Source organism: Hypericibacter adhaerens, assembly GCF_008728835.1.
Taxonomy (GTDB): Bacteria; Pseudomonadota; Alphaproteobacteria; order Dongiales; family Dongiaceae; genus Hypericibacter; species Hypericibacter adhaerens.
This window is the reverse complement of sequence record NZ_CP042582.1, coordinates 2,046,825-2,066,071: the sequence shown is the minus strand read 5'-3', so window position 1 is coordinate 2,066,071 and position 19,247 is coordinate 2,046,825. Positions and strand designations below refer to the sequence as shown.

Below are 19,247 nucleotides of genomic sequence, written 5' to 3'. Positions count from 1 at the left end.
GGACCGATAAGAGCCGCCGATCGATGTCGAAGCCCTCGGCCGCTTCGGCAACGGAGATCGACAGCGCCCCGCCGGCCGGAAGCGTGGCCACGTCCCAGCAAAGGGCGCGGCACATGCTTCTGGCCGGCTGGGAGACGCTGGTCTCGGTCGCCGCCACCTTCTTCGGCCTGCTCCTCGTCACCTTCGTCATCGGCCGGCTCATGCCGGTCGACCCGCTGCTCGCCATCGTCGGCGAGCGGGCGAGCGAGGACACCTACAACCGCGTCCGCGAGGAGCTGGGGCTCAACCTGCCGATCTGGCGGCAGTTCCTGATCTATGCCTGGAACGTGCTGCGCGGCGATTTCGGCATGTCGGTCCTGACCGCGCGCCCCGTGGCCGAGGATCTCCTGCGCGTCTTCCCGGCCACCGCCGAGCTCTCCATCGTCGGCATCCTGATCGGCATCGTTGCCGGCGTGCCGCTGGGCGTCTGGGCCGCCGTCTACCGCAACAGCCTCATCGACCATGTCATGCGGGTGCTGGGCCTGGTCGGCTATTCCGTGCCGATCTTCTGGCTCGGCATCATGGGGCTGCTGGTCTTCTATCTCGAGCTGCAATGGGTGTCGGGGCCGGGACGCATCGAGGTCTATCTCGACGGCCAGGTGCCGACCGTGACCGGCATGATCCTGATCGATTCCGCGATCGCCGGCGACGGGGAGGTCTTCAGCAACGCGCTCAGCCACATCGTCCTGCCGGCCTCGCTGCTGGGCTACTACTCGCTCGCCTATATCAGCCGCATGACGCGCAGCCTGATGCTGGAACAGCTCGGCCAGGAATATCTCCTGACCGCCCGCATCAAGGGCGTGAGCCGCCGCCGGCTGGTCTGGCGCCATGCCTTCGGCAACATCCTGGTGCCGTTGATCACGGTCATCGCCCTTTCTTTCGCCAGCCTGCTGGAAGGCTCGGTCCTGACCGAGACGGTCTTCGCCTGGCCCGGCATCGGCCGCTACATCACCAACGCGCTCCTGAACGCCGACATGAACGCCGTGCTCGGCGGCACCATCGTGGTCGGCACCGTCTTCGTCGGGGTCAATCTGCTCTCCGACCTGCTTTACAAGATCGTGGACCCGCGCGCGCGATGACCGCCATCACGCCCCCTGGCGCCAACGGCTGGCGCGCCTGGCTGACGACCGATGCGCCGGAATCCGGCCGCCAGGCCTTCTGCGGCCGGCTCTATCGCGGCTGGCTCGTCTTCGCCCGCAACCCGCTGGCGCTGATCGGGCTCGGCATCATCCTGGCGCTCGTCTTCTGCGCCGCTTTCGCGCCCTGGATCGCGACCGCCGATCCCACGCTCCAAGACCTGACGCAACGCCTGCAGCCGGCCAGCGTCGACCATTGGCTCGGCACCGACCGCATGGGCCGCGACACCTACTCCGCCCTCGTCTATGGCGCGCGCGTGACGCTCTATATCGTCTGTCTGGCGCTCGTCATCGCGGCTCCCATCGGACTCCTGGTCGGATCGACCGCCGGCTATATCGGCGGACGCACCGACCGCGTGCTCATGCGCATCACCGACATCTTCTTCTCCTTCCCGCGCCTGGTGCTGGCGCTGGCCTTCGTGGCGGCGCTGGGGCCGGGCCTCGACAACGCCGTCATCGCCATCGCGCTCACCGCCTGGCCGGCCTATGCCCGCGTCGCCCGCGCCGAGACGCTGGCGGTGCGGCGCAGCGATTTCATCGCCGCCGTGAAGGCGCAGGGCGCCGGAAGCTGGCGCATCATCACCCGCCATGTCATGCCGCTGTCGCTGCCCTCGGTCATCGTGCGCGCGACGCTCGACATGGCGGGAATCATCCTGACCGCCGCCGGACTGGGCTTCCTCGGCCTCGGCGCCCAGCCGCCGACGCCGGAATGGGGTGCCATGATCTCGGTCGGCCGCCAGAACATCCTCGATCAATGGTGGGTCGCGGCCGCACCGGGCCTCGCCATCTTCATCGTCAGCCTCGGCTTCAATCTACTGGGCGACGGGCTGCGCGACGTGCTCGACCCGAAGACCGATTGAGGCGCCGCCCATGACCGACACCGCTCAACCCCTGCTGCGCGTCGAGGACCTCACCGTCCGCTATGCGACGGCGGTCGGCAGCGTCGAGGCGCTGAAGGGCGTCGGCTTCGAGCTCGGCCGGGAGAAGCTCGGCATCGTCGGCGAATCCGGCTCGGGCAAATCGACGCTCGGCCGCGCCATCCTGAAGCTGATCCCCTCCTCCGCGCGCCTGACCGCGACGCGGCTCGATTTCATGGGGCGCGACCTGCGGAATCTCGGCGAGGCCGAGATGCGCCTCATCCGCGGCAAGCAGATCTCGATGATCCTGCAGGATCCGAAATATTCGCTGAATCCGATCATGCGGGCGGGCGACCAGATCCTCGAGGCGCTCGCGATCCATGGTGAAACGCGCGGCCGTGCGCGGGTGATCGAGATCCTCAAGGCCGTACGCATCCGCGATCCCGAGCGCGTCTACAACGCCTACCCGCACGAGCTTTCGGGCGGCATGGGCCAGCGGGTCATGACCGCGATGATGCTGGTGACCAATCCGTTGCTGCTGATCGCCGACGAACCGACCTCGGCGCTCGACGTGACGGTGCGCATGCAGGTGCTGGCCATCATCGACGATCTCGTCACACAACGCGGCATGGGGTTGATCTTCATCAGCCACGACCTCAACCTCGTGGGTTCCTTCTGCGACCGCATCCTCATCATGTATGGCGGGCGTATCGTCGAGACCTGCCGGGCGTCGGAGCTGCAGAATTGCCGGCACCCCTATACCCGCGGGCTGCTCCAATCCATGCCCAGCATCGAGCATCCGCGCGACGTGCTGCCGACCTTGAAGCGCGATCCGGCCTGGCTCCGAGGCAACTGATGGCGCCGTTCCTTTCAGTGCGGGATCTGCATGTCGTGTTCGGCCACGGGGCCGGCAAGGTCCATGCGGTGCGCGGCGTTTCCTTCGATGTCGGCAAGGGCGAGTGCTTCGGCATCGTCGGCGAATCCGGCTCGGGCAAGACCACGGTCCTGCGCGCCATCTGTGGCCTCAACGCCGCCTGGGAAGGTGAGGTCAAGGTCGACGGCAAGCCGGTCCCGCGCCCGCCCGACCGCGCGTTCTGCCGCACCGTCCAGATCGTGTTCCAGGACCCTTACGGCTCGCTCCATCCCCGCCAGACGGTGGATCGCTGCCTGCGCGAGCCGCTCGAGATCCACGGTGTCGGCCAGCGCGACCGGCGCATCCTCGACACGCTGCAGGCGGTGGGGCTCGATCGCAGCTTCCGCTACCGCTACCCGCACCAGCTCTCGGGCGGCCAGCGCCAGCGCGTCGGCATCGCCCGCGCCCTCATGCTCGAGCCCGCGCTCCTCTTCCTCGACGAGCCCACCTCGGCGCTCGATGTCTCGGTGCAGGCGGAGATCCTGAACCTGCTGATGCGGCTGCGCCACGAGCGCGGGCTCACCTATGTGCTGGTGACCCACGATCTCGCGATCATCTCGCATATGTGCAGCCGCCTCATCGTCATGAATGTCGGCCGCATCGTGGAATCCCTGCCGGTCGAGGCCCTGCGCACCCGGACGCCCGAGCAGGCCTATACGCAGCAGCTCCTGCAGGCGAGCCTCGGCTACGACCGCGCCGCGGTGGAGCGGTATCAGCGGTTCGACTAGACGCGATTACCGCGCCCGTCGCTCACTCTCACCGCACTCGTCGCGTCCCCTCGGCCGTCATCCCCTTCATCATCATCCCCGCGAAAGCAGGGATCCACTTCAAAGCCGGGTGACCTGGATCAAGATGGATCCCCGCTTTCGCGGCGATGACGAAAGGAACGTTGCGACGGTTGGCATCCATGAACACGGACAGCGCCCAATCTTGCTCGATGGGTGTTCATGGACCCCGGCCTTCGCCGGGGTGACGGTAGGGCTGTATCGAGGACGCCGCTTTTCCTTCTCAAAAGCTCGGCGGCGAGTTCACCGACACCACCATGCACTCCTCCTCGCCCGCGTTGCGGAAACGGTGCGGCGTGCGGCTGTCGAAGTAATAGGCGTCGCCCGGGCCCAGCACCGTGCGCCGATCCCCGACCGTGACCTCGAGATGGCCGGCGACGATCACGCCGCCCTCCTCGGCATCGTGGCGCAGCATCTGCGCGCCGGTGTCGGCGCCCGGCGCGTAGCGCTCATGGAGGATCTGCATCGCGCGGCCCGCCATGTCGCGGCCGACCTGGCGGTAGGAGATGGCGCCGCCGGCCAGCTCCACCAGCTCGGCCGCACGGAAGAAGATTTGCGGCGCGAGGCGGGAATTGCCGGCGAAGAAATCGGCGAGCGAGATCGGCAATCCCTCCAGCACCTTCTTCAGCAGCCCGACCGAGGGACTGGTCCGGTTCTGCTCGATCAGCGAGATGATCGCGTTCGACACGCCGGCGCGCTTGGCGAGCTCGCGCTGGGACAGCCCTTGCGCCTCGCGCAAACCCTTGAGCCGGTGGCCCAAATCGAAACCGGGTTCCATGGCAGCGGGTCCTCCGCTCTCTGTTTAGTCGATCAATATCTTTAACAGACTGCCATTTATGACGCCACCATAAGGGGGAGCCGCCGCCCCATTGTTTATTTTCTTAATCGTGATAGGCTCCGCGCCATTCTTTCCCAACCCGTCGCGAGGCCGCTCCATGACCGCCAATCCGGTCGATTTCGACGCTTCCCCGAACAATCTCGAGCCCTTCTGGATGCCGTTCACGGCGAACCGGCAGTTCAAGAAGGCCCCGCGCCTGCTCGTGGCGGCGAAGGACATGCACTACCAGAGCCATGACGGCCGCACGATCCTCGACGGGACGGCCGGCCTCTGGTGCGTGAATGCCGGCCATGCGCGCAAGGAGATCACCGAGGCGGTCGCGGCCCAGCTCGGCAAGCTCGACTACGCCCCCGCCTTCCAGATGGGCCATCCCGGCGCGTTCCAGCTGTCCAACAAGCTGACGCAGATGATGCCCGACTTCGACCATGTGTTTTACTGCAATTCGGGTTCCGAGGCCGTCGACAGCGCGCTCAAGATCGCGCTGGCCTATCAGCGTGCTATCGGCCAGGGCGCGCGCACGCGCCTCATCGGCCGCGAGCGCGGCTATCACGGCGTGGGCTTCGGGGGCATCTCGGTCGGCGGCATCGTCTCCAACCGCAAGGTGTTCGGGCCCCTGCTCGCCGGCGTCGATCATCTGCCCCACACCCACGACCTGAAGCGCAACGCCTTCGTGCGCGGCCTGCCCGAGCATGGCGCGGAGCTGGCCGACCAGCTCGAGCGCATCGTGGCGCTCCATGACGCCTCCACCATCGCCGCCGTCATCGTCGAGCCGGTCGCGGGCTCGACCGGCGTGCTGCTGCCGCCCAAGGGCTATCTGCAGAAGCTGCGCGCGATCTGCGACAAATACGGCATCCTGCTGATCTTCGACGAGGTCATCACCGGCTTCGGCCGCCTCGGCGCCTCCTTCGCCACCGAGTATTTCGGCGTGGTGCCGGACATGATCACCTGCGCCAAGGGCCTGACCAACGGCGTGATCCCGATGGGCGCGGTCTTCGTGCGCAAGGGCATCTACGAGGCCTTCATGAACGCGCCCGAGAACACGATCGAGCTGTTCCACGGCTATACCTACTCGGCCAACCCCGCGGCCTGCGCCGCCGGCCTCGCGGTGCTTGACATCTACAAGCGCGAGGGTCTGTTCGAGCGCGCGGCCGAGCTGGCGCCTTACTGGGAAGCAGGCGTCCACTCGCTCAAGGGCACGAAGAACGTCATCGATCTGCGCAACCTGGGCATGATCGGCGCCATCGAGCTCGAGCCGCGCGAGGGCAAGCCCACGGCCCGCGCCTTCGAGGCCTTCCTCGGCTGCTACGAGAAGGGCGTGCTGATCCGCACCACGGGCGACATCATCGCGCTGTCGCCGCCGCTGATCGTGCAGAAGACCCATATCGACCAGATCTTCGACACCATCGGCAAGGTGCTGAAGACGGTGAACTGACCGGGATTGGACTGTCGCTGGCGGCCGGCTGGCTCCGCCTTTCGGAGCCGGCTGGCCCTAGCCAAGAGACGAGGCCGACGGCCTTGATAGGGCCGGAACAGGCTCGAAGGCCCCTTTCGGGGCGGGCTGACAGGGAAACGTTTGCCGGGGAAACGGTGAAGCGCCGCGGCCGAGTTCGGGATCGGGCCCGGCGGATTGACAGGCTGAGACATCGCCAGGGATTGAATCGCCGGCCGGCCCCGCGCTTTTTGCGCGCCGGGCCAAGCGGGCCGGTTCCGTTTGAAAGCTTCGGGAGCAAATCATGCTGATTGGTGTGCCTAAGGAGATCAAAGTCCACGAGTACCGCGTCGGGCTGGTGCCCGCGGGCGTGCGCGAGCTCGTGCATCACGGCCACAAGGTGCTGGTCGAGACCAATGCCGGGGCCGGCATCGGCTTCGACGACAAGGCCTACAAGGCGGTCGGCGCCAAGATCGCCAAGAACGCGGCCGAGGTGTTCGACAAGGCCGACATGATCGTGAAGGTGAAGGAGCCGCAGCCCAAGGAGTGCAAGATGCTCTCCAAGGGCCAGGTGCTCTTCACCTATCTCCACCTCGCCCCCGATCCCGAGCAGACCCAGGGCCTGATCAAGTCGGGCGCCACCGCCATCGCCTACGAGACGGTGACCGACGACCGCGGCGCCCTGCCGCTGCTGGCGCCGATGAGCGAGGTCGCCGGCCGCATGTCGGCCCATGTCGGTGCCTTCTATCTGCAGAAGGAGCCGGGCGGCTCGGGCGTGCTGCTGGGCGGCGTGCCGGGCGTGCAGCCGGGCCGGGTCACCATCATCGGCGGCGGCGTCTCGGGCACGCATGCGGCGAAGATGGCGGTCGGCCTCGGCGCCGACGTCACCATCATCGACCGCTCGATCGCCCGCCTGCGCCAGCTCGACGACATCTTCGGCGGCCAGGTGAAGACGGTCTATTCGACGGTCGACGCGATCGAGCGCAACGTGGTGCGCTCCGACCTCGTGATCGGCGCCGTGCTGGTGCCGGGCGCGGCCGCGCCGAAGCTCGTCACCCACAAGATGATCAAGCAGATGCGCCAGGGCTCGGTGCTGGTCGATATCGCCATCGACCAGGGCGGCTGCTTCGAGACCAGCAAGCCCACCACGCATGCCGACCCGGTCTACCTGGTCGACGGCATCGTGCATTACTGCGTCGCCAACATGCCGGGGGCGGTCGCGCGCACCTCGACGGTGGCCCTCAACAACGCCACCCTGCCCTTCACGCTGGCGCTGGCCGACAAAGGCTATCGCCGCGCGCTGGCCGACGACAAGCACCTCATGAACGGCCTCAACGTCCATGAGGGCCATGTGACCTACAAGGCGGTCTCGACGGCCTTGAAGCTCAAATACACCCCGGCCCAGCAGGCCCTCGGCCTCTGATCCGGACGCGGCCTTCGGACAAAGCAAAGCCCCGGCTCCAATGAAGCCGGGGCTTTTTGCTTTGCGAACGCGGAGGAGGATCGATGGTCGATATCCTGAAAATCCTGGCGGCCTTGGCGGCGGGCTATCTTCTGGGCAGCCTCAATACCGGCGTGATCGTCGGGAGGCTGTACGGCAAGGACATACGCAGCCTGGGAAGCAAAAGCGCCGGGCTTACCAATACGCTGAGGGTGCTCGGGAAACCGGCCGCGGTGCTCGTTCTCGCGGGCGACGTCTTAAAAGGGATCGTTGCCTGCCTGATAGGCTTGCGTCTCGGCGTCTATGTCCAATCGGGAGAGGCCACCGATTGCGTCAGCCTTCTCGCGGCCGGCGCGGGCGCGGTCATCGGGCATAACTGGCCGGTCTATTTCGGGTTCAAAGGGGGCAAGGGAGCGCTGACGGCGGTGGCGGTGCTGTTCATGTTCGACTGGACGATGGCCCTCATCTGCCTCGGCCTTTTCGTGACGATCGTGGCCTCAACCCGTTATGTTTCCCTGGGCACGATATCTGCCGCGATATTGTTCATGGTCATTTCGTTTGTCCCTGTCTTTGGGCACGGGCTCTATTTTTATGCATTCACCTTCCTGATGGCGCTCATCATTATCTTCAAGCACAGGGAAAACATACGAAGGCTGCTTTCGGGAACGGAAAACAAGCTCGCCTTCTGATTTTCCGACTTCTGGCTCCCCCCTCGCTCAGGCGATGAGCGAGAGATCCCGCGCCAGGTGCCACAGCGTGTTGAGCGCGAAACCGATGAACATCACCCCGGTGGCGCGGATGATCCAGATCTCGTGGCTTGAATAGAAGCGCCGCAGCGGGCCGGTGCCGACGAGCCAGATCAGGATGAAATCGGCGAGCACGAAGCCGATCAGGCAGGCGAGCAGGAAGATCGGCGCCTCGCTCCAGCCGAAGCCGCCGAGCTGGCCCGCCAGGATCGCGGTGAAGACCGCGAGCGTAACCGGGTAGCTCTTGGGATTCGAGACCCCGAACAGCAGGCCTCGCACATAGGGGCGATCGACATCGGCGCTGGTGCCGCCGTCCGGGCGCTTGCGCACCAGCACGGCTTTGGTGCCGAGCCAGAGGAGATAGAGCCCGCAGGCGAGCGCCAGCCCGTGGAACAGCCAGGGCGAAACGAGGTTGGCACCGACCAGCGCCACCAGCGCCAGGCTGCACCAGAGCGTGTCGCCGAGGAGATGGCCGAACAGGAACTGCGCGCCCGCCCAGCGGCCGCGCGCGGCGCCGATGCCGATGAAGGCGATCACCGCCGGCCCCGGCGTCAGCACCACGATCGCGCCGGCGATCGCGGCCGAGACGAGCAATGCGAGATCCATCGGTGACGTTTCCCTGCCGGCGATGCGATGGCCGCCATGATCGATGGCGGCGCGGGGCTGTCAACGGCCGGATGACGTTCTTCTGGTTATCTCTTCCCCCGCTCTGCGGCGGAGGACTAAAGCGGAGGCTGCTCGGTCGGTGCAGCTCTCTCCCCGGCCCTCTCCCGCAACGCGGGAGAGGGGATCGTATTTGTCGAGACCCGCCTCAGCAGGCTTCGCGCCGGCAGTTGCGGAGCACGCCGTCCCAGTTGCTCCAGACCGCCCAGACGGCGCCGGACTGGGTCTGGGTGACCGGCAGGCGGGTCGGGGCGTCGACGCCGGCCATCCAGATATAGGCCATGCAGGGCGTGCCGAGCGGTTCGTCGCAGGCGTTCTGGCCGGCGCTGGCCAGATCGTCCTTGCTCAGGCCGGACGGGCAGACGACGGCGTGCGCGAGCCCCTTCTGCCCGATCTCGTGGCAGGACGCGGCGGCCGATCCGCCGCTCCTCACATAGCCGATGACGAGGAAGGCGCCGATCAGGACCGCCAACGCGGCGCCGACGATCAGGCCGATCAGCGTCCAGCCCGGCCCATCCGACTCGGCCGCCCGATTCGCCTTGGGTGCCGACTTGGCGCGGAGCGCCCGCTTCCCCGCGGCCAGGACGCCGCTGGCGCTCGCCGCCAGTTGCGTCGCGCGGACGGAACGGGCGTGCGACGCATGGGCATGGCCCCGAGGGCCGGCGATGGCGAGGTGAGCGGTCTGTCGCATGATGGTCCTCCGTCGGCGGTGCGCAGATCCCCATTGGATCGCCTGTCGGCTCGGTCCCGCTCCGGAACCGGCCAGGGCGTCCTCGAGGAAAGAGGACGAAATGTCTGCGCTCTGTCGGCTTTCTCTCCGCAGGTTGTTGAGGGTCCCCACCGGGAACCCGGACCGCCCTAGAAAAGCATGACCGCTCTTAAGACATCGGAATCATTCAACTCGATTTATCTAAAATTTTTAATCGACTGCATTCCTTTGCTAATCTGGCGTCGAGACGCGCTCCCGCGCTGATTCACCGTCGAGACACCCGGGGCAGGACCCTTCCATGAAGATCACCGCGATCCGCATCAGCCAGCACCGCTACAAGTTCGACCCGCCCTTCCATGCGAGCTGGGACACGCGGCCGCGCACCCATTGGGACGCGACCATCGTGCGGGTCGAGACCGACCAGGGCGTCACCGGCATCGGCTCGGGCGACCTCATGGTGGGCTTCGCCGGCCATGAGGAGCTTTTCATCGGCCAGGACCCGATGGCGATCGAGCGCCACTACCGGATCCTCGCCAACATCAACTTCCATTACGGCCGCTGCTGGCCGCTCGACCTTGCGCTCTGGGACCTCGCCGGCAAGATCACCGGCCAGCCCTGCTGGAAGCTTCTCGGCGGGCTCTCCAACAAGGTGCGCGCCTATGCCTCCTCCGGCACGCTGCGCAAGCCCGAGCAGCTCGCCGAGGTGGCGCAGCATTTCCTTGCCCAGGGCTTCACGGCGATGAAGATCCGCTTCCATCGCGGCGACTGGCGCCAGGACATCGCGGCGCTCGCCGCCGTGCGCAAGGCGGTCGGCGACAGGCTCACCTTGATGGTCGATTGCAATCAGGGCTGGCGCATGCCCTGGGATACGGCCCAGCCCTGGAGCCTCAAGGACGCGCTCCAGGTGGCGAAGCCGCTCGAGGAGCTCGAGGTCTTCTGGATGGAGGAGCCGCTCCACCGCGCCGACTATGACGGCATGGCGCAGCTCCGGCAGATGACGCGGGTGCGCATCGCCGGCGGCGAGATGACCCGCGAGCTGCACGAGTTCCGCAACCTGATCCAGCGCGGCTCGCTCGATGTGCTGCAGCCCGACGTGGCGCTGGTGGGCGGCATCACCGGACTTCGGCGCGTGGGCCAGATGGCGCTCGAGCACAACCTGGTCTTCACGCCGCATACCTGGACCAACGGCATCGGCGTCGTCGCCAACGCGCATCTGACCGCCGGCGCCACCGGCGCGCCCTTCCTCGAGTTCCCCTACGACCCGCCCGAATGGGGCCTCGACCGGCGCGACTACATGCTGGCCGAGCCGGTCGACGCCAAGGACGGCTGGTTCACGCTCACGGAAAAGCCCGGCCTCGGCATCGAGCTCGACGAGGACCGGCTGAAGGCGACGAAGATCGGGTGAAGGATCGAGGTGCGGTCCCCTCCCCGTTCAGGGGATAGGGAGGGGGACGACGCGATATCAGCTACCGAGCAGCCCCCTCCTTAATCCTCCCCCGAAGACGGGGGAGGAGGTGAGGTGGGCTACGCCGCGTCCTGGGACGGGGACTGGGTGCGCTGGCCGAAGCTGATCTGGTTGTTCCAGAAGCGCTCGAGCTTGAGGAGCGATTTGTTCACGCCCTCGAGCTGGGCCACGTCGGCGCCAAGCGCCTCGATATGGCGGTCGTACATGGCGCGGATCCGGTCGCGGACTGCGAGCGCCTTTTCCGACAGCCGGACGATCTGGCTGCGGCGGTCATGGCGGGAACGCTCCTGGATCAGGTAGCCGTTCTCGACCATCTTCTTGACGTTGTAGGAAACGTTCGAGCCCAGGTAATAGCCGCGCTGGGTCAGCTCGCCGACCGTCAGCTCGTCATCGCCGATATTGAACAGGATCATGGCCTGCACGTTCGAGAGGTCGCGCAGACCGCCGCGGTCGAGCTCGACCTTGATGACCTCGAGACATTGGCGGTGCAAACGCTCGATCAGTCCGATGGTGCTGAGATAGCCGGCTGTCACGATCCGTCTCCTTTGGGCGGAGTTCCTTGAACAGCCATCCGTAACATTCTCTGCTTAAGCCTTCCTTTACGGCTGTGGGCGCATGAAGTGGCATGCGTCAAGTCATTCCGAACACGGAGATTTTCAGGGGTCTCCTCATCTTCATCCGGAAGATGAGGAAAGCGCGCTTCCTGGCCCTGCTCCCGGGCCTGGTGCTGGCGCTGCTGGCGGCCGGATCGCCCCCCGCCAAGGCCGACTTCAACGTCTGCAACAAGACGAAGGAGCGGGTGGCGGTGGCGCTGGGCTATCGCGCTCAGGGGGTGTGGATCTCGCAGGGCTGGTGGAACGTCGAGCCGGCCCGCTGCAGCACCCTCCTTCCCGGCAAGCTGTCGGAGACCAAGTACTATCTCTATGCCGACGCCAAGGCGCATAACTGGTTCCTCGCTGGCGGTTTCCGCTTCTGCGTGAAGAACGACGAGTTCCGGGTGGTTGGGAACAGCAACTGCCCGGCCCAAGGGGCCAAGCCCCTGGGCTTCCTCGAGGTGTCGGTGGGCAAGAACGCGTCCTTCACCTATGAAATCTACTCGCCGCAGCCGTAAATAGAGGGAATTTTACGCCTTCTCTTGACTTTCAAGCAGGATTTCCCCATAAATTCTGCACGCGCCGATTTGAACCACAGCTTGCGGGCGCGATAGAAATGCAGCTAAAGCGAGGTCGGTCCAACCGCCCCAGCTTCGCTGCGGCGGTTTTTTGTTTTGGGCTTGGTGCACCCGGCTTCCACCTTCGCCAAGGCTTCGGCGGACAGGTCGGCCGAACGGACCCGCGGGGATTTGAGGGGCAGCTTGCGCCGCGTGACCAAACGCTAAAGCGTCCGAGTTCTCGGAGCCCCAACCGACCGACCCCAGGAGGGCTCGACCATGGCGACCAACTACCAGGACCGCTTCATCGCCGCGCAGGCGCTGCTGCGCGACCGTCCGGCGGAGGCCTTGCAGGCCTTCACCGCTCTCACCCATCTGACCGAAGGCCTCGCCAGCGAGGCCCGGATCCGAGATTTTCAGCTCGCGGCGGACAAGCCCGCCCAGCTCGCGGGCACCGAGATCGGCGAGGATGCCGGCCCCGACCCGGCCGAGCTGGTGCTGGCGGCGCTGGGCGCCTGCCAGGAGGCCACCTACCGTCTCTATGCCGACACGCTGGGAATCCCGCTGCGCCATGTCTCGGTCAAGGTCACAGGCCGCATCGATCTGCGCGGGCTCTTCGCCGTCACCGACAGCGTGCGGCCGGGCTTCCGCGACATCCGCGCCGTCGTGACGATCGACAGCCCCGCCTCGATCGAGGATATCGAGCGCCTCAAGGTCACGGTCGATCGGCACAGCCCGGTGCTCGACATGCTGCGCAACGTGACGCCGGTCCAGACCAGTCTCGATCTGGTCAACGGGGCGGCACGCCCAGCCGCCGCGTGATAGGCTGCGCCATCCGACGACAGGGAGGATGACCATGCCGACGACCAGCAAGCACCCGGAAACGCTCGTGCTGCATGCGGGCAGCTATCGCAGCGACAGCGCCACCAACGCCGTGGCGGTGCCGATCTACCAGACGACCTCCTACCAGTTCCAGAACTCCGAACATGCCGCAAACCTGTTCGGGCTCAAGGAATTCGGGAACATCTATACCCGCATCATGAACCCGACCCAGGCGGTCCTCGAAGAGCGCATCGCGGCGCTCGAGGGCGGTGTGGGCGCGCTGGCGCTGGCCTCCGGCCAGGCGGCCTCGGCCTTCGCGCTGCAGAACATCGCGCGGGCCGGCGACAACATCGTCAGCTCGACCGACCTCTATGGCGGCACCTGGAACCTGTTCGCCAACACGCTCAAGGAGCAGGGCCTCGAGGTGCGGTTCGTCGATCCGTCGGACCCGGAGAATTTCCGCCGCGCGACCGACGCCAAGACCCGCGCCTACTATGCCGAGACGCTGCCCAATCCCAAGCTCCATGTGTTCCCGATCAAGGAGGTCGCCGATATCGGCCGGTCGCTGGGCGTGCCGCTCATCATGGACAACACGGCGGCCCCGGTGCTCTGCAAGCCCTTCGAGCATGGGGCGGCGATCATCGTCTACTCGACCACCAAATATATCGGCGGCCACGGCACCTCGATCGGCGGCATGCTGGTCGATGGCGGCAATTTCGACTGGGAGAAGCATGCCGACCGCTTCCCCGGCCTGAACCAGCCCGATCCCAGCTATCACGGCGCGATCTGGACCCAGGCCGTGAAGCCGCTCGGCCCCATCGCCTACATCATCAAGGCCCGCGTCACGCTGCTGCGCGACCTGGGCTCGGCGATGAGCCCCTTCAACGCCTTCCTCTTCATCCAGGGGCTCGAGACGCTGCCCTTGCGCATGCGCCAGCATTGCGAGAACGCGATCAAGACGGCGGAATGGCTGAAGAAGCATCCGGCGGTGACCAACGTCATCTTCCCGAGCTTCCAGACCGGCGAGACCCGGCGCCGCGCCGACGCCTATCTCAAGGGCGGCTATGGCGCGCTGGTGGGCTTCGAGCTCAAGGAGGGCAAGGACGCCGGCCGCAAATTCATCGACGCGCTCAAGCTCTTCTATCATGTCGCGAACATCGGCGACGCGCGCAGCCTCGCCATCCATCCGGCGACCACCACGCACTCGCAGCTCTCGCCCGAGGAGCAGATCAAGACCGGCGTCACCGACGGCTATGTCCGCCTGGCGCTCGGCCTCGAGCATATCGAGGACATCCTCGCCGACCTCGACCAGGCGCTGACCGCGGCCACCGGCCTCAAGCGCGCGGCCGAATAGCCGCCCTGGATATTGCGCCTTCCCCACGGCCGCCGGCCCCGAGCCGGCGGCCGTTTTCGTGTCCTGGCGCGAAACGCCGCCGTCTAATTCGCTGGATCAGCCTCCCCCTTGTAACGGGAGGGACATAAAGGCGCGTCATGCGGGGCCGTCACAGGCCCTTATGACAGCACTTTTGTCCATCTCGCGGCGGCTAAACCGACGCCCTGACGGGTTGGTTGAAGCAATTGAAACACTAGAACGCTTCTGAAGAAATCGAGCCGAAACCTGGCGCCGCCACTTTCCTCCTCAATCAAGCGATGGAGCGAATCATGAGCGACACCAGCAAGCCCACGGCGGAAAGTCTGTTCCTGCCGAACGATCCCCCCACCATCGTCATCATGGAAGCGAGGCGACGCGCCGACGCTCTGCGGCGCAGCGTCTATATCTACGGCGGCCGGTCGAACTGGATGATGACCACCGATCTCCATGAGCCGCCTTCGGATGCGGCGGTCTGGCTGGTGGCGGCCAACGACAACGATCCCAAAGGAAAGAATTCCGGCCGGCATTGAACCCGACCCGCCTTCAGCCGGCCCCGGTTGGCGATGCCTCCTGCAAGACTGGCCGCGCCCTCGCCCGATCCGCCCCGCAGCGGGGCCGCGATCGGGGCGGGCGCTACGCTGCCCGGGTGACAAGCCGCGGCCGCAGGCCAAGCCCTTCCGGCGGGAAATCCTTCGGCTTCGAGCCTCGGCGGCGCGCCCGAGCTCGCAACGCCGGCGCAAGCGGTTCGACAGACACAAGCGATGACGATAGCAGCTGACAAACCGGCATGGCTCCCGACGTTCGGCAACAAGCGGCGCGCGGCGTTCTCCGGCCTGCGCGTCGCCCATCGGCTGCTGCTGATCTATCTGCTGAGCTTCGCGTCGGTCGCCTATCTCGCCTATACGCTGATCGCCGAGAAGAACATCAGCATCGAGTTCAGCCGCAAGGAAATGCGCGGCATCAATTATGCCGATGTCGTGCGTCAGGTCCTGATGGCGATCGTCCGCAACCGCGAGACCGTGTTGATCGCGCGACCCGGCGGCGAGGATCAGAGCGCCGCCTTGCAGGAGCAGATGACGGCACTGGCGGCGGCCGAGCGCGAGTTCGGCGATTCGATGGATACCGGCGCCCTCGTCAACACGCTCCTCACGGAGCTGGGCGAGCTGGTCACGCGGAGCGACGGCGATTCCCCCGCCCGACGCGACCTCGAAGCACAGGCCATCGCCACCGCGCGCGAACTGATCTCCAAGATCGGCGACGAATCCAACCTGATTCTCGATGCCGACCTCGACAGCTACTACACCATGTCCGTGGTCATGCTGCGGCTGCCGGAAGCGGCCGCCGAGGCCGTCGACCTGGCGGGCGAGGCCCTGGCGCTGAAGCTTCCCCGCTCCGCCGATGACGAATCCCAAGTGCGCTTCCTGCTCAAGGACGGCGCCTTCAGCGCCACCATCGCCGGCATCCGGTCCGACATGGCGGCCGCGTTCCGCGGCAATGCCGATCAGCAGCTGCGCAGCCGGCTCGAGCCCGCCTTCCTGCGCGCCGAGAGCGCCGTCCACGATCTGAGCCACACTCTGCGCTACATGGTGACCGATCGCCGCTCGGCCGACGCCAACGCGGCGGCCGTCGGCGTGCTGCTGCGGCAGGCGCTGGGAACCATGGACGAGCTCTGGCGGCAGGCCGATGGCGAGCTGCGCCGCCTGCTCTGCCATCGGATCGGCAGTCTCTATCGCCGCAGAACCGTCGATCTCGGCATGGCGACCGCGGTCTGGCTGGCGTCACTGGGACTCATCTTCGTGGTGGCCCGGCAGATCACCACCCCCATCCGCGATCTCTCCCGCGTCGCCCAACGCATCCGCCATGGCGAGGATTACAGCCTCCGGGCGCGCTATCGCGCGAGCGGCGAGGTGGGCGAGCTCATCGACGGCTTCAACACGATGCTGGACCGTCTCCAGGGCGAGGCGGCGCGCGAGCAGGAACGCGTCGCCCGGGACCGCGCGGCGATGGCGCAGCGCCATCTCATCGAGGCCGTGCCGGTGGTCATCTCGGTGACGAGCAAGCTCGACGAGCGGGTGCTCTTCGCCAACAGCGTCTCGCCCTATCTGCTGCCCCTGCCCGACGACCTCCTCGGCGATCCCCGGGACATCCTGAACCTGCTCTATCCCGAGGACCGCGACGTCCTCGTCCGCCAGATCCAATGCTATGGCCATGTCGACGGCTTCCAGGCCCGCTGCCAGACTCCCCTGGGCGAGCCGTTCTGGGTCCTGATCGGGTCGCGCACGGTGGATTACCAGGGCGAGCCCGCGCTCCTCACCGTCAGCACGCCGATCAACGACCGCAAGCGGGCGGAAGCCGCCTTGGCCCGGCGCGGCGCGGTGCTCGACGCCATCTCCTATGCCGCGACCCGCATCATCGGGGCCGCGGACTGGCGCCCGGCGATGCCCGACCTTCTCAGCCGCCTGGGGACCGCGACCGATGTCTGCCGCGTCTTCCTGTTCGAGATCCACCCCGCGCCCGAGGGCGACGGGCAGGTGCAGAGCTGCCGTTTCAGCTGGGCGGCGGAAGGCTGCCTGCCGATCGAAGGCGATCCCCGCTACCAGAACGACCCGATCTCGGCCGAGGCGGGTTCGCAGTTCGCCGACTGGTTCGAGCGCCGCTCCCGCGGCGAGGTCGTCCAGGTGACGCTCTCCGAAACCGAGGGCGACGCGCGGCGATGGTTCGCGGAAACCAGCACCTTCTCGATGCTCTCGGTTCCCATCCTGGTGGACGGTGTCCAATGGGGCTCGATCGGATTCGACGATTGCCGGTCCGAACGGGTCTGGGACGAGATGGAGATCGACCTGCTGAAGACGGCGGCGGCGCTGATCACCAGCGCCATCCAGCGCTCGCGCGCGGACGATCAGATCCGCCAGCGGGACCGCCGCCTGATCGAGGCGCAGCGGATCGGCCATGTCGGCAGCTGGGAGCTCGACCTCGAAACCAACGACGTCGTCTGGTCCGACGAGGGATGGCGCATCTTCGGCCTGGAGCCCTGCCGGCGTTCCTGGCCCTACGACCAGAACCTGCAGGCGATTCATCCGGACGATCGCAGGCGCGTGCTGGAGCTGGACAACACCCTGCGGGTGCATGGCGGATCCACGGAGATCGAGTATCGCATCCGGCGCCCGGACGGCGAGGTCCGCATCGTCCATGAGCGGGCGGAGGCGATCCGCGATGCCGCCGGACGCCCCCGGAGCCTGATCGGCACCGTCCACGACGTGACCGAGTTGAAGGCGGCCGAGGAGCGCCTGCGGGCAAGCGAGGAGCGCTATAAGCTGGCGGCTCAGGGCGCCGATGTCGGCCTGTTCGACTGGGACGTGCCGACGGGAAGCACCTATTTCTCACCCCGCACCCACGAGATCCTGGGGGTCGGCCCGGAGACCCTCGGCGGCTCGATCGCCGGCCTGCTCGAGCAGTTCTCCCCGGAAGATCGCGAAGCCCTGCAAAGCAATCTCGCCAACCGCTTCGTGGCGCAGCGACGCCGCTTCCAGCATGAAGCTCGCCTGCACGATACCTCGCCCGACGCGCGCTGGATCGGCATGCGCGGGCTCATCGTCTATGCCGAGGGGCACCCCGTCCGGCTGGTGGGCTCCCTGGTGGACATCACCGACCGCAAGCGCTCCCAGGAGGCGCTGATCCGGCAGCGCGAGGCGCTCTATCAGAACGAGAAGATGGCCATGCTGGGCACGCTGCTCGCCGGCGTGGCCCATGAGCTCAACAATCCTCTTTCCGTCGTCATCGGCCAGATCGCGCTGTTGCAGGAGACGAGCCGGGACGCGACCATCGTCAGGCGGGCCGAGCGCATCCGCAACGCGGCCGACCGCTGCGCCCGCATCGTGCGGACATTCCTCGCCATGGCGCGCCAGCGCCAGCCCGAGCCCCGGCCGACCGCTCTTGGCGGCATCGTCGACGCCGCCGTCGACCTGCTCGGATTCCAGCTCCGCGCCGCGGATATCCGCCTCGAGCTGAAGCTCGCCAAGGACGAACCGACGGTCACGGTCGATGCCGACCAGATGCACCAGGTCGTCACCAACCTCATCGTCAATGCCCAGCAGGCCCTGGCCGCCAGCCCGGGCCCGCGGCTCCTGCGGATCCGCACCTGGTTCGACGGCATCAACCGGCGCGCCTGCCTCTCGGTGTCCGACAACGGTCCCGGCGTTCCGGCCGAGATGCGAAGCCGGATCTTCGACCCCTTCTTCACCACGAAACCCGCGGGCGAAGGTACCGGCATCGGTCTCGCCTTGTGCTCCAGCATCGTGCGTTCCTATGGCGGCGAGATATCCGTGATGGACACGCCGGGCGGCGGCGCCACCTTCACGGTCGAGCTTCCCTTGTCGAGCCCGCTGGACGTCCCCGAGGAGGATTCCGGCCGGGACGAGGCTCGCCGCGACCTGCGGATCCTGGTCGTCGACGACGAGGGGGAGATCGCGGCGACCCTCAGCGAGATTCTCGACCGGCGCGGCTTCAAGACCGATGTGGTGTTCAACGGCCAGGAGGCGCTCGACCAGATCGCGATGCGCGACTACGACCTCGTGCTCAGCGACTTCCGCATGCCGCTGCTCGACGGACCCGGGCTCTACCGCGCTCTGGCGGAGCGGCATCCCCACATGGTCAACCGGCTGGCTTTCATCACCGGTGACACCCTCTCCTCGGAGGCACGGACCTTCCTGCGCGATGCCAGGAGGCCGTGCCTCGAAAAGCCGTTCCTGCCGGAGGACGTGCTGCGGCTGGTCGCGCAGGTGACGGAAGCCGGCTCCCCATCCGAGCGGGCTCGCTCGGCCCAGGAGGCGAACCCGAATGGGATCGATCACGATGGCCGTTGGCGTTGAACAGACTCCCGCGC

Annotated in this window: 17 protein-coding genes; 13 read left to right on the top strand and 4 right to left on the bottom strand. The window is 66.9% G+C overall.

What is annotated here, in order from left to right; all coding sequences use genetic code 11:
• Positions 1–113: 113 nt before the first annotated feature.
• Genes FRZ61_RS08915 through FRZ61_RS08900 form a run of 4 tightly spaced genes read left to right on the top strand, consistent with a single transcriptional unit; the run spans position 114 to position 3,673 of the window.
• Positions 114–1,118 (top strand): ABC transporter permease, encoded by a 1,005-nt coding sequence (locus FRZ61_RS08915; protein ID WP_151116725.1) that lies wholly within the window; start codon positions 114–116, stop codon positions 1,116–1,118.
• Entirely contained in the window at positions 1,115–2,035 is a 921-nt protein-coding gene (locus FRZ61_RS08910; protein ID WP_151116723.1) for an ABC transporter permease, read from the top strand. Before FRZ61_RS08915 ends, FRZ61_RS08910 begins: the two co-directional genes overlap by 4 nt.
• Positions 2,036–2,045: 10 nt before the next feature.
• Positions 2,046–2,888: an ABC transporter ATP-binding protein gene (locus tag FRZ61_RS08905; RefSeq protein ID WP_151116721.1), complete on the top strand. Its 843-nt coding sequence runs from the start codon at positions 2,046–2,048 to the stop codon at positions 2,886–2,888.
• Positions 2,888–3,673 carry an ABC transporter ATP-binding protein gene (locus FRZ61_RS08900; protein WP_151116719.1) on the top strand — a complete coding sequence of 262 codons (786 nt, stop codon included), beginning with the start codon at positions 2,888–2,890 and terminating at the stop codon, positions 3,671–3,673. Before FRZ61_RS08905 ends, FRZ61_RS08900 begins: the two co-directional genes overlap by 1 nt.
• Before the next feature lie 280 nt (positions 3,674–3,953).
• Here the strand turns inward: FRZ61_RS08900 and FRZ61_RS08895 are convergent, their stop codons facing one another.
• The gene (locus FRZ61_RS08895) at positions 3,954–4,508 is read right to left on the bottom strand and encodes a cupin domain-containing protein (protein WP_151116717.1); all 555 of its coding nucleotides are present in this window, start codon (positions 4,506–4,508) and stop codon (positions 3,954–3,956) included.
• Positions 4,509–4,665: 157 nt separating this feature from the next.
• Here FRZ61_RS08895 and FRZ61_RS08890 point away from each other — a divergent pair, with 157 nt between their 5' ends.
• From FRZ61_RS08890 to plsY, 3 genes are all read left to right on the top strand, one after another.
• Positions 4,666–6,000 (top strand): aspartate aminotransferase family protein, encoded by a 1,335-nt coding sequence (locus tag FRZ61_RS08890; RefSeq protein ID WP_151116716.1) that lies wholly within the window; start codon positions 4,666–4,668, stop codon positions 5,998–6,000.
• Between the two features lie 301 nt (positions 6,001–6,301).
• The gene (gene ald, locus FRZ61_RS08885; protein ID WP_151116714.1) at positions 6,302–7,420 is read left to right on the top strand and encodes an alanine dehydrogenase; all 1,119 of its coding nucleotides are present in this window, start codon (positions 6,302–6,304) and stop codon (positions 7,418–7,420) included.
• A gap of 83 nt (positions 7,421–7,503) precedes the next feature.
• Positions 7,504–8,127 carry a glycerol-3-phosphate 1-O-acyltransferase PlsY gene (gene plsY / locus FRZ61_RS08880; protein ID WP_151116712.1) on the top strand — a complete coding sequence of 208 codons (624 nt, stop codon included), beginning with the start codon at positions 7,504–7,506 and terminating at the stop codon, positions 8,125–8,127.
• Between the two features lie 27 nt (positions 8,128–8,154).
• On the opposite strand, the gene FRZ61_RS08875 is transcribed toward plsY, so the two are convergent.
• Both FRZ61_RS08875 and FRZ61_RS08870 read right to left on the bottom strand, forming a co-directional pair.
• The gene (locus FRZ61_RS08875; RefSeq protein ID WP_151116710.1) at positions 8,155–8,790 is read right to left on the bottom strand and encodes a LysE family translocator; all 636 of its coding nucleotides are present in this window, start codon (positions 8,788–8,790) and stop codon (positions 8,155–8,157) included.
• A 205-nt stretch (positions 8,791–8,995) separates the two neighbouring features.
• Positions 8,996–9,538, bottom strand: coding sequence for a hypothetical protein (locus tag FRZ61_RS08870; protein WP_151116708.1), 543 nt, complete (start codon positions 9,536–9,538; stop codon positions 8,996–8,998).
• A 316-nt stretch (positions 9,539–9,854) separates the two neighbouring features.
• Between FRZ61_RS08870 and FRZ61_RS08865 the strand changes: the two genes are divergently transcribed.
• Positions 9,855–10,961 (top strand): mandelate racemase/muconate lactonizing enzyme family protein, encoded by a 1,107-nt coding sequence (locus FRZ61_RS08865; RefSeq protein WP_151116706.1) that lies wholly within the window; start codon positions 9,855–9,857, stop codon positions 10,959–10,961.
• Positions 10,962–11,080: 119 nt separating this feature from the next.
• Here the strand turns inward: FRZ61_RS08865 and FRZ61_RS08860 are convergent, their stop codons facing one another.
• Entirely contained in the window at positions 11,081–11,554 is a 474-nt protein-coding gene (locus FRZ61_RS08860; protein WP_151116704.1) for a MarR family winged helix-turn-helix transcriptional regulator, read from the bottom strand.
• Between the two features lie 152 nt (positions 11,555–11,706).
• Between FRZ61_RS08860 and FRZ61_RS08855 the strand changes: the two genes are divergently transcribed.
• The 5 genes from FRZ61_RS08855 (at position 11,707) to FRZ61_RS08835 (ending at position 19,233) form a co-directional block, all read left to right on the top strand.
• Positions 11,707–12,132, top strand: a complete 426-nt coding sequence (locus tag FRZ61_RS08855; RefSeq protein WP_225309186.1) for a DUF1036 domain-containing protein — start codon at positions 11,707–11,709, stop codon at positions 12,130–12,132.
• A gap of 318 nt (positions 12,133–12,450) precedes the next feature.
• Positions 12,451–12,993: an OsmC family protein gene (locus FRZ61_RS08850; RefSeq protein ID WP_151116700.1), complete on the top strand. Its 543-nt coding sequence runs from the start codon at positions 12,451–12,453 to the stop codon at positions 12,991–12,993.
• A 34-nt stretch (positions 12,994–13,027) separates the two neighbouring features.
• Positions 13,028–14,347, top strand: a complete 1,320-nt coding sequence (locus FRZ61_RS08845; RefSeq protein WP_151116698.1) for an O-acetylhomoserine aminocarboxypropyltransferase/cysteine synthase family protein — start codon at positions 13,028–13,030, stop codon at positions 14,345–14,347.
• A 308-nt stretch (positions 14,348–14,655) separates the two neighbouring features.
• On the top strand, positions 14,656–14,895 hold the full coding sequence (locus tag FRZ61_RS08840) for a hypothetical protein (RefSeq protein WP_151116696.1): 240 nt from the start codon (positions 14,656–14,658) through the stop codon (positions 14,893–14,895).
• Positions 14,896–15,126: 231 nt separating this feature from the next.
• Positions 15,127–19,233 carry a PAS domain-containing protein gene (locus FRZ61_RS08835; protein WP_151116694.1) on the top strand — a complete coding sequence of 1,369 codons (4,107 nt, stop codon included), beginning with the start codon at positions 15,127–15,129 and terminating at the stop codon, positions 19,231–19,233.
• The last annotated feature ends 14 nt before the right edge of the window (positions 19,234–19,247 follow it).

Coding starts and splice junctions, on each gene's coding strand:
- FRZ61_RS08915 (WP_151116725.1), top strand. CDS start 114: ATGCTTCTGGCCGGCTGGGAGACGCTGGTCTCGGTCGCCGCCACCTTC.
- FRZ61_RS08910 (WP_151116723.1), top strand. CDS start 1,115: ATGACCGCCATCACGCCCCCTGGCGCCAACGGCTGGCGCGCCTGGCTG.
- FRZ61_RS08905 (WP_151116721.1), top strand. CDS start 2,046: ATGACCGACACCGCTCAACCCCTGCTGCGCGTCGAGGACCTCACCGTC.
- FRZ61_RS08900 (WP_151116719.1), top strand. CDS start 2,888: ATGGCGCCGTTCCTTTCAGTGCGGGATCTGCATGTCGTGTTCGGCCAC.
- FRZ61_RS08895 (WP_151116717.1), bottom strand. CDS start 4,508: ATGGAACCCGGTTTCGATTTGGGCCACCGGCTCAAGGGTTTGCGCGAG.
- FRZ61_RS08890 (WP_151116716.1), top strand. CDS start 4,666: ATGACCGCCAATCCGGTCGATTTCGACGCTTCCCCGAACAATCTCGAG.
- ald (WP_151116714.1), top strand. CDS start 6,302: ATGCTGATTGGTGTGCCTAAGGAGATCAAAGTCCACGAGTACCGCGTC.
- plsY (WP_151116712.1), top strand. CDS start 7,504: ATGGTCGATATCCTGAAAATCCTGGCGGCCTTGGCGGCGGGCTATCTT.
- FRZ61_RS08875 (WP_151116710.1), bottom strand. CDS start 8,790: ATGGATCTCGCATTGCTCGTCTCGGCCGCGATCGCCGGCGCGATCGTG.
- FRZ61_RS08870 (WP_151116708.1), bottom strand. CDS start 9,538: ATGCGACAGACCGCTCACCTCGCCATCGCCGGCCCTCGGGGCCATGCC.
- FRZ61_RS08865 (WP_151116706.1), top strand. CDS start 9,855: ATGAAGATCACCGCGATCCGCATCAGCCAGCACCGCTACAAGTTCGAC.
- FRZ61_RS08855 (WP_225309186.1), top strand. CDS start 11,707: ATGAGGAAAGCGCGCTTCCTGGCCCTGCTCCCGGGCCTGGTGCTGGCG.
- FRZ61_RS08850 (WP_151116700.1), top strand. CDS start 12,451: ATGGCGACCAACTACCAGGACCGCTTCATCGCCGCGCAGGCGCTGCTG.
- FRZ61_RS08845 (WP_151116698.1), top strand. CDS start 13,028: ATGCCGACGACCAGCAAGCACCCGGAAACGCTCGTGCTGCATGCGGGC.
- FRZ61_RS08840 (WP_151116696.1), top strand. CDS start 14,656: ATGAGCGACACCAGCAAGCCCACGGCGGAAAGTCTGTTCCTGCCGAAC.
- FRZ61_RS08835 (WP_151116694.1), top strand. CDS start 15,127: ATGACGATAGCAGCTGACAAACCGGCATGGCTCCCGACGTTCGGCAAC.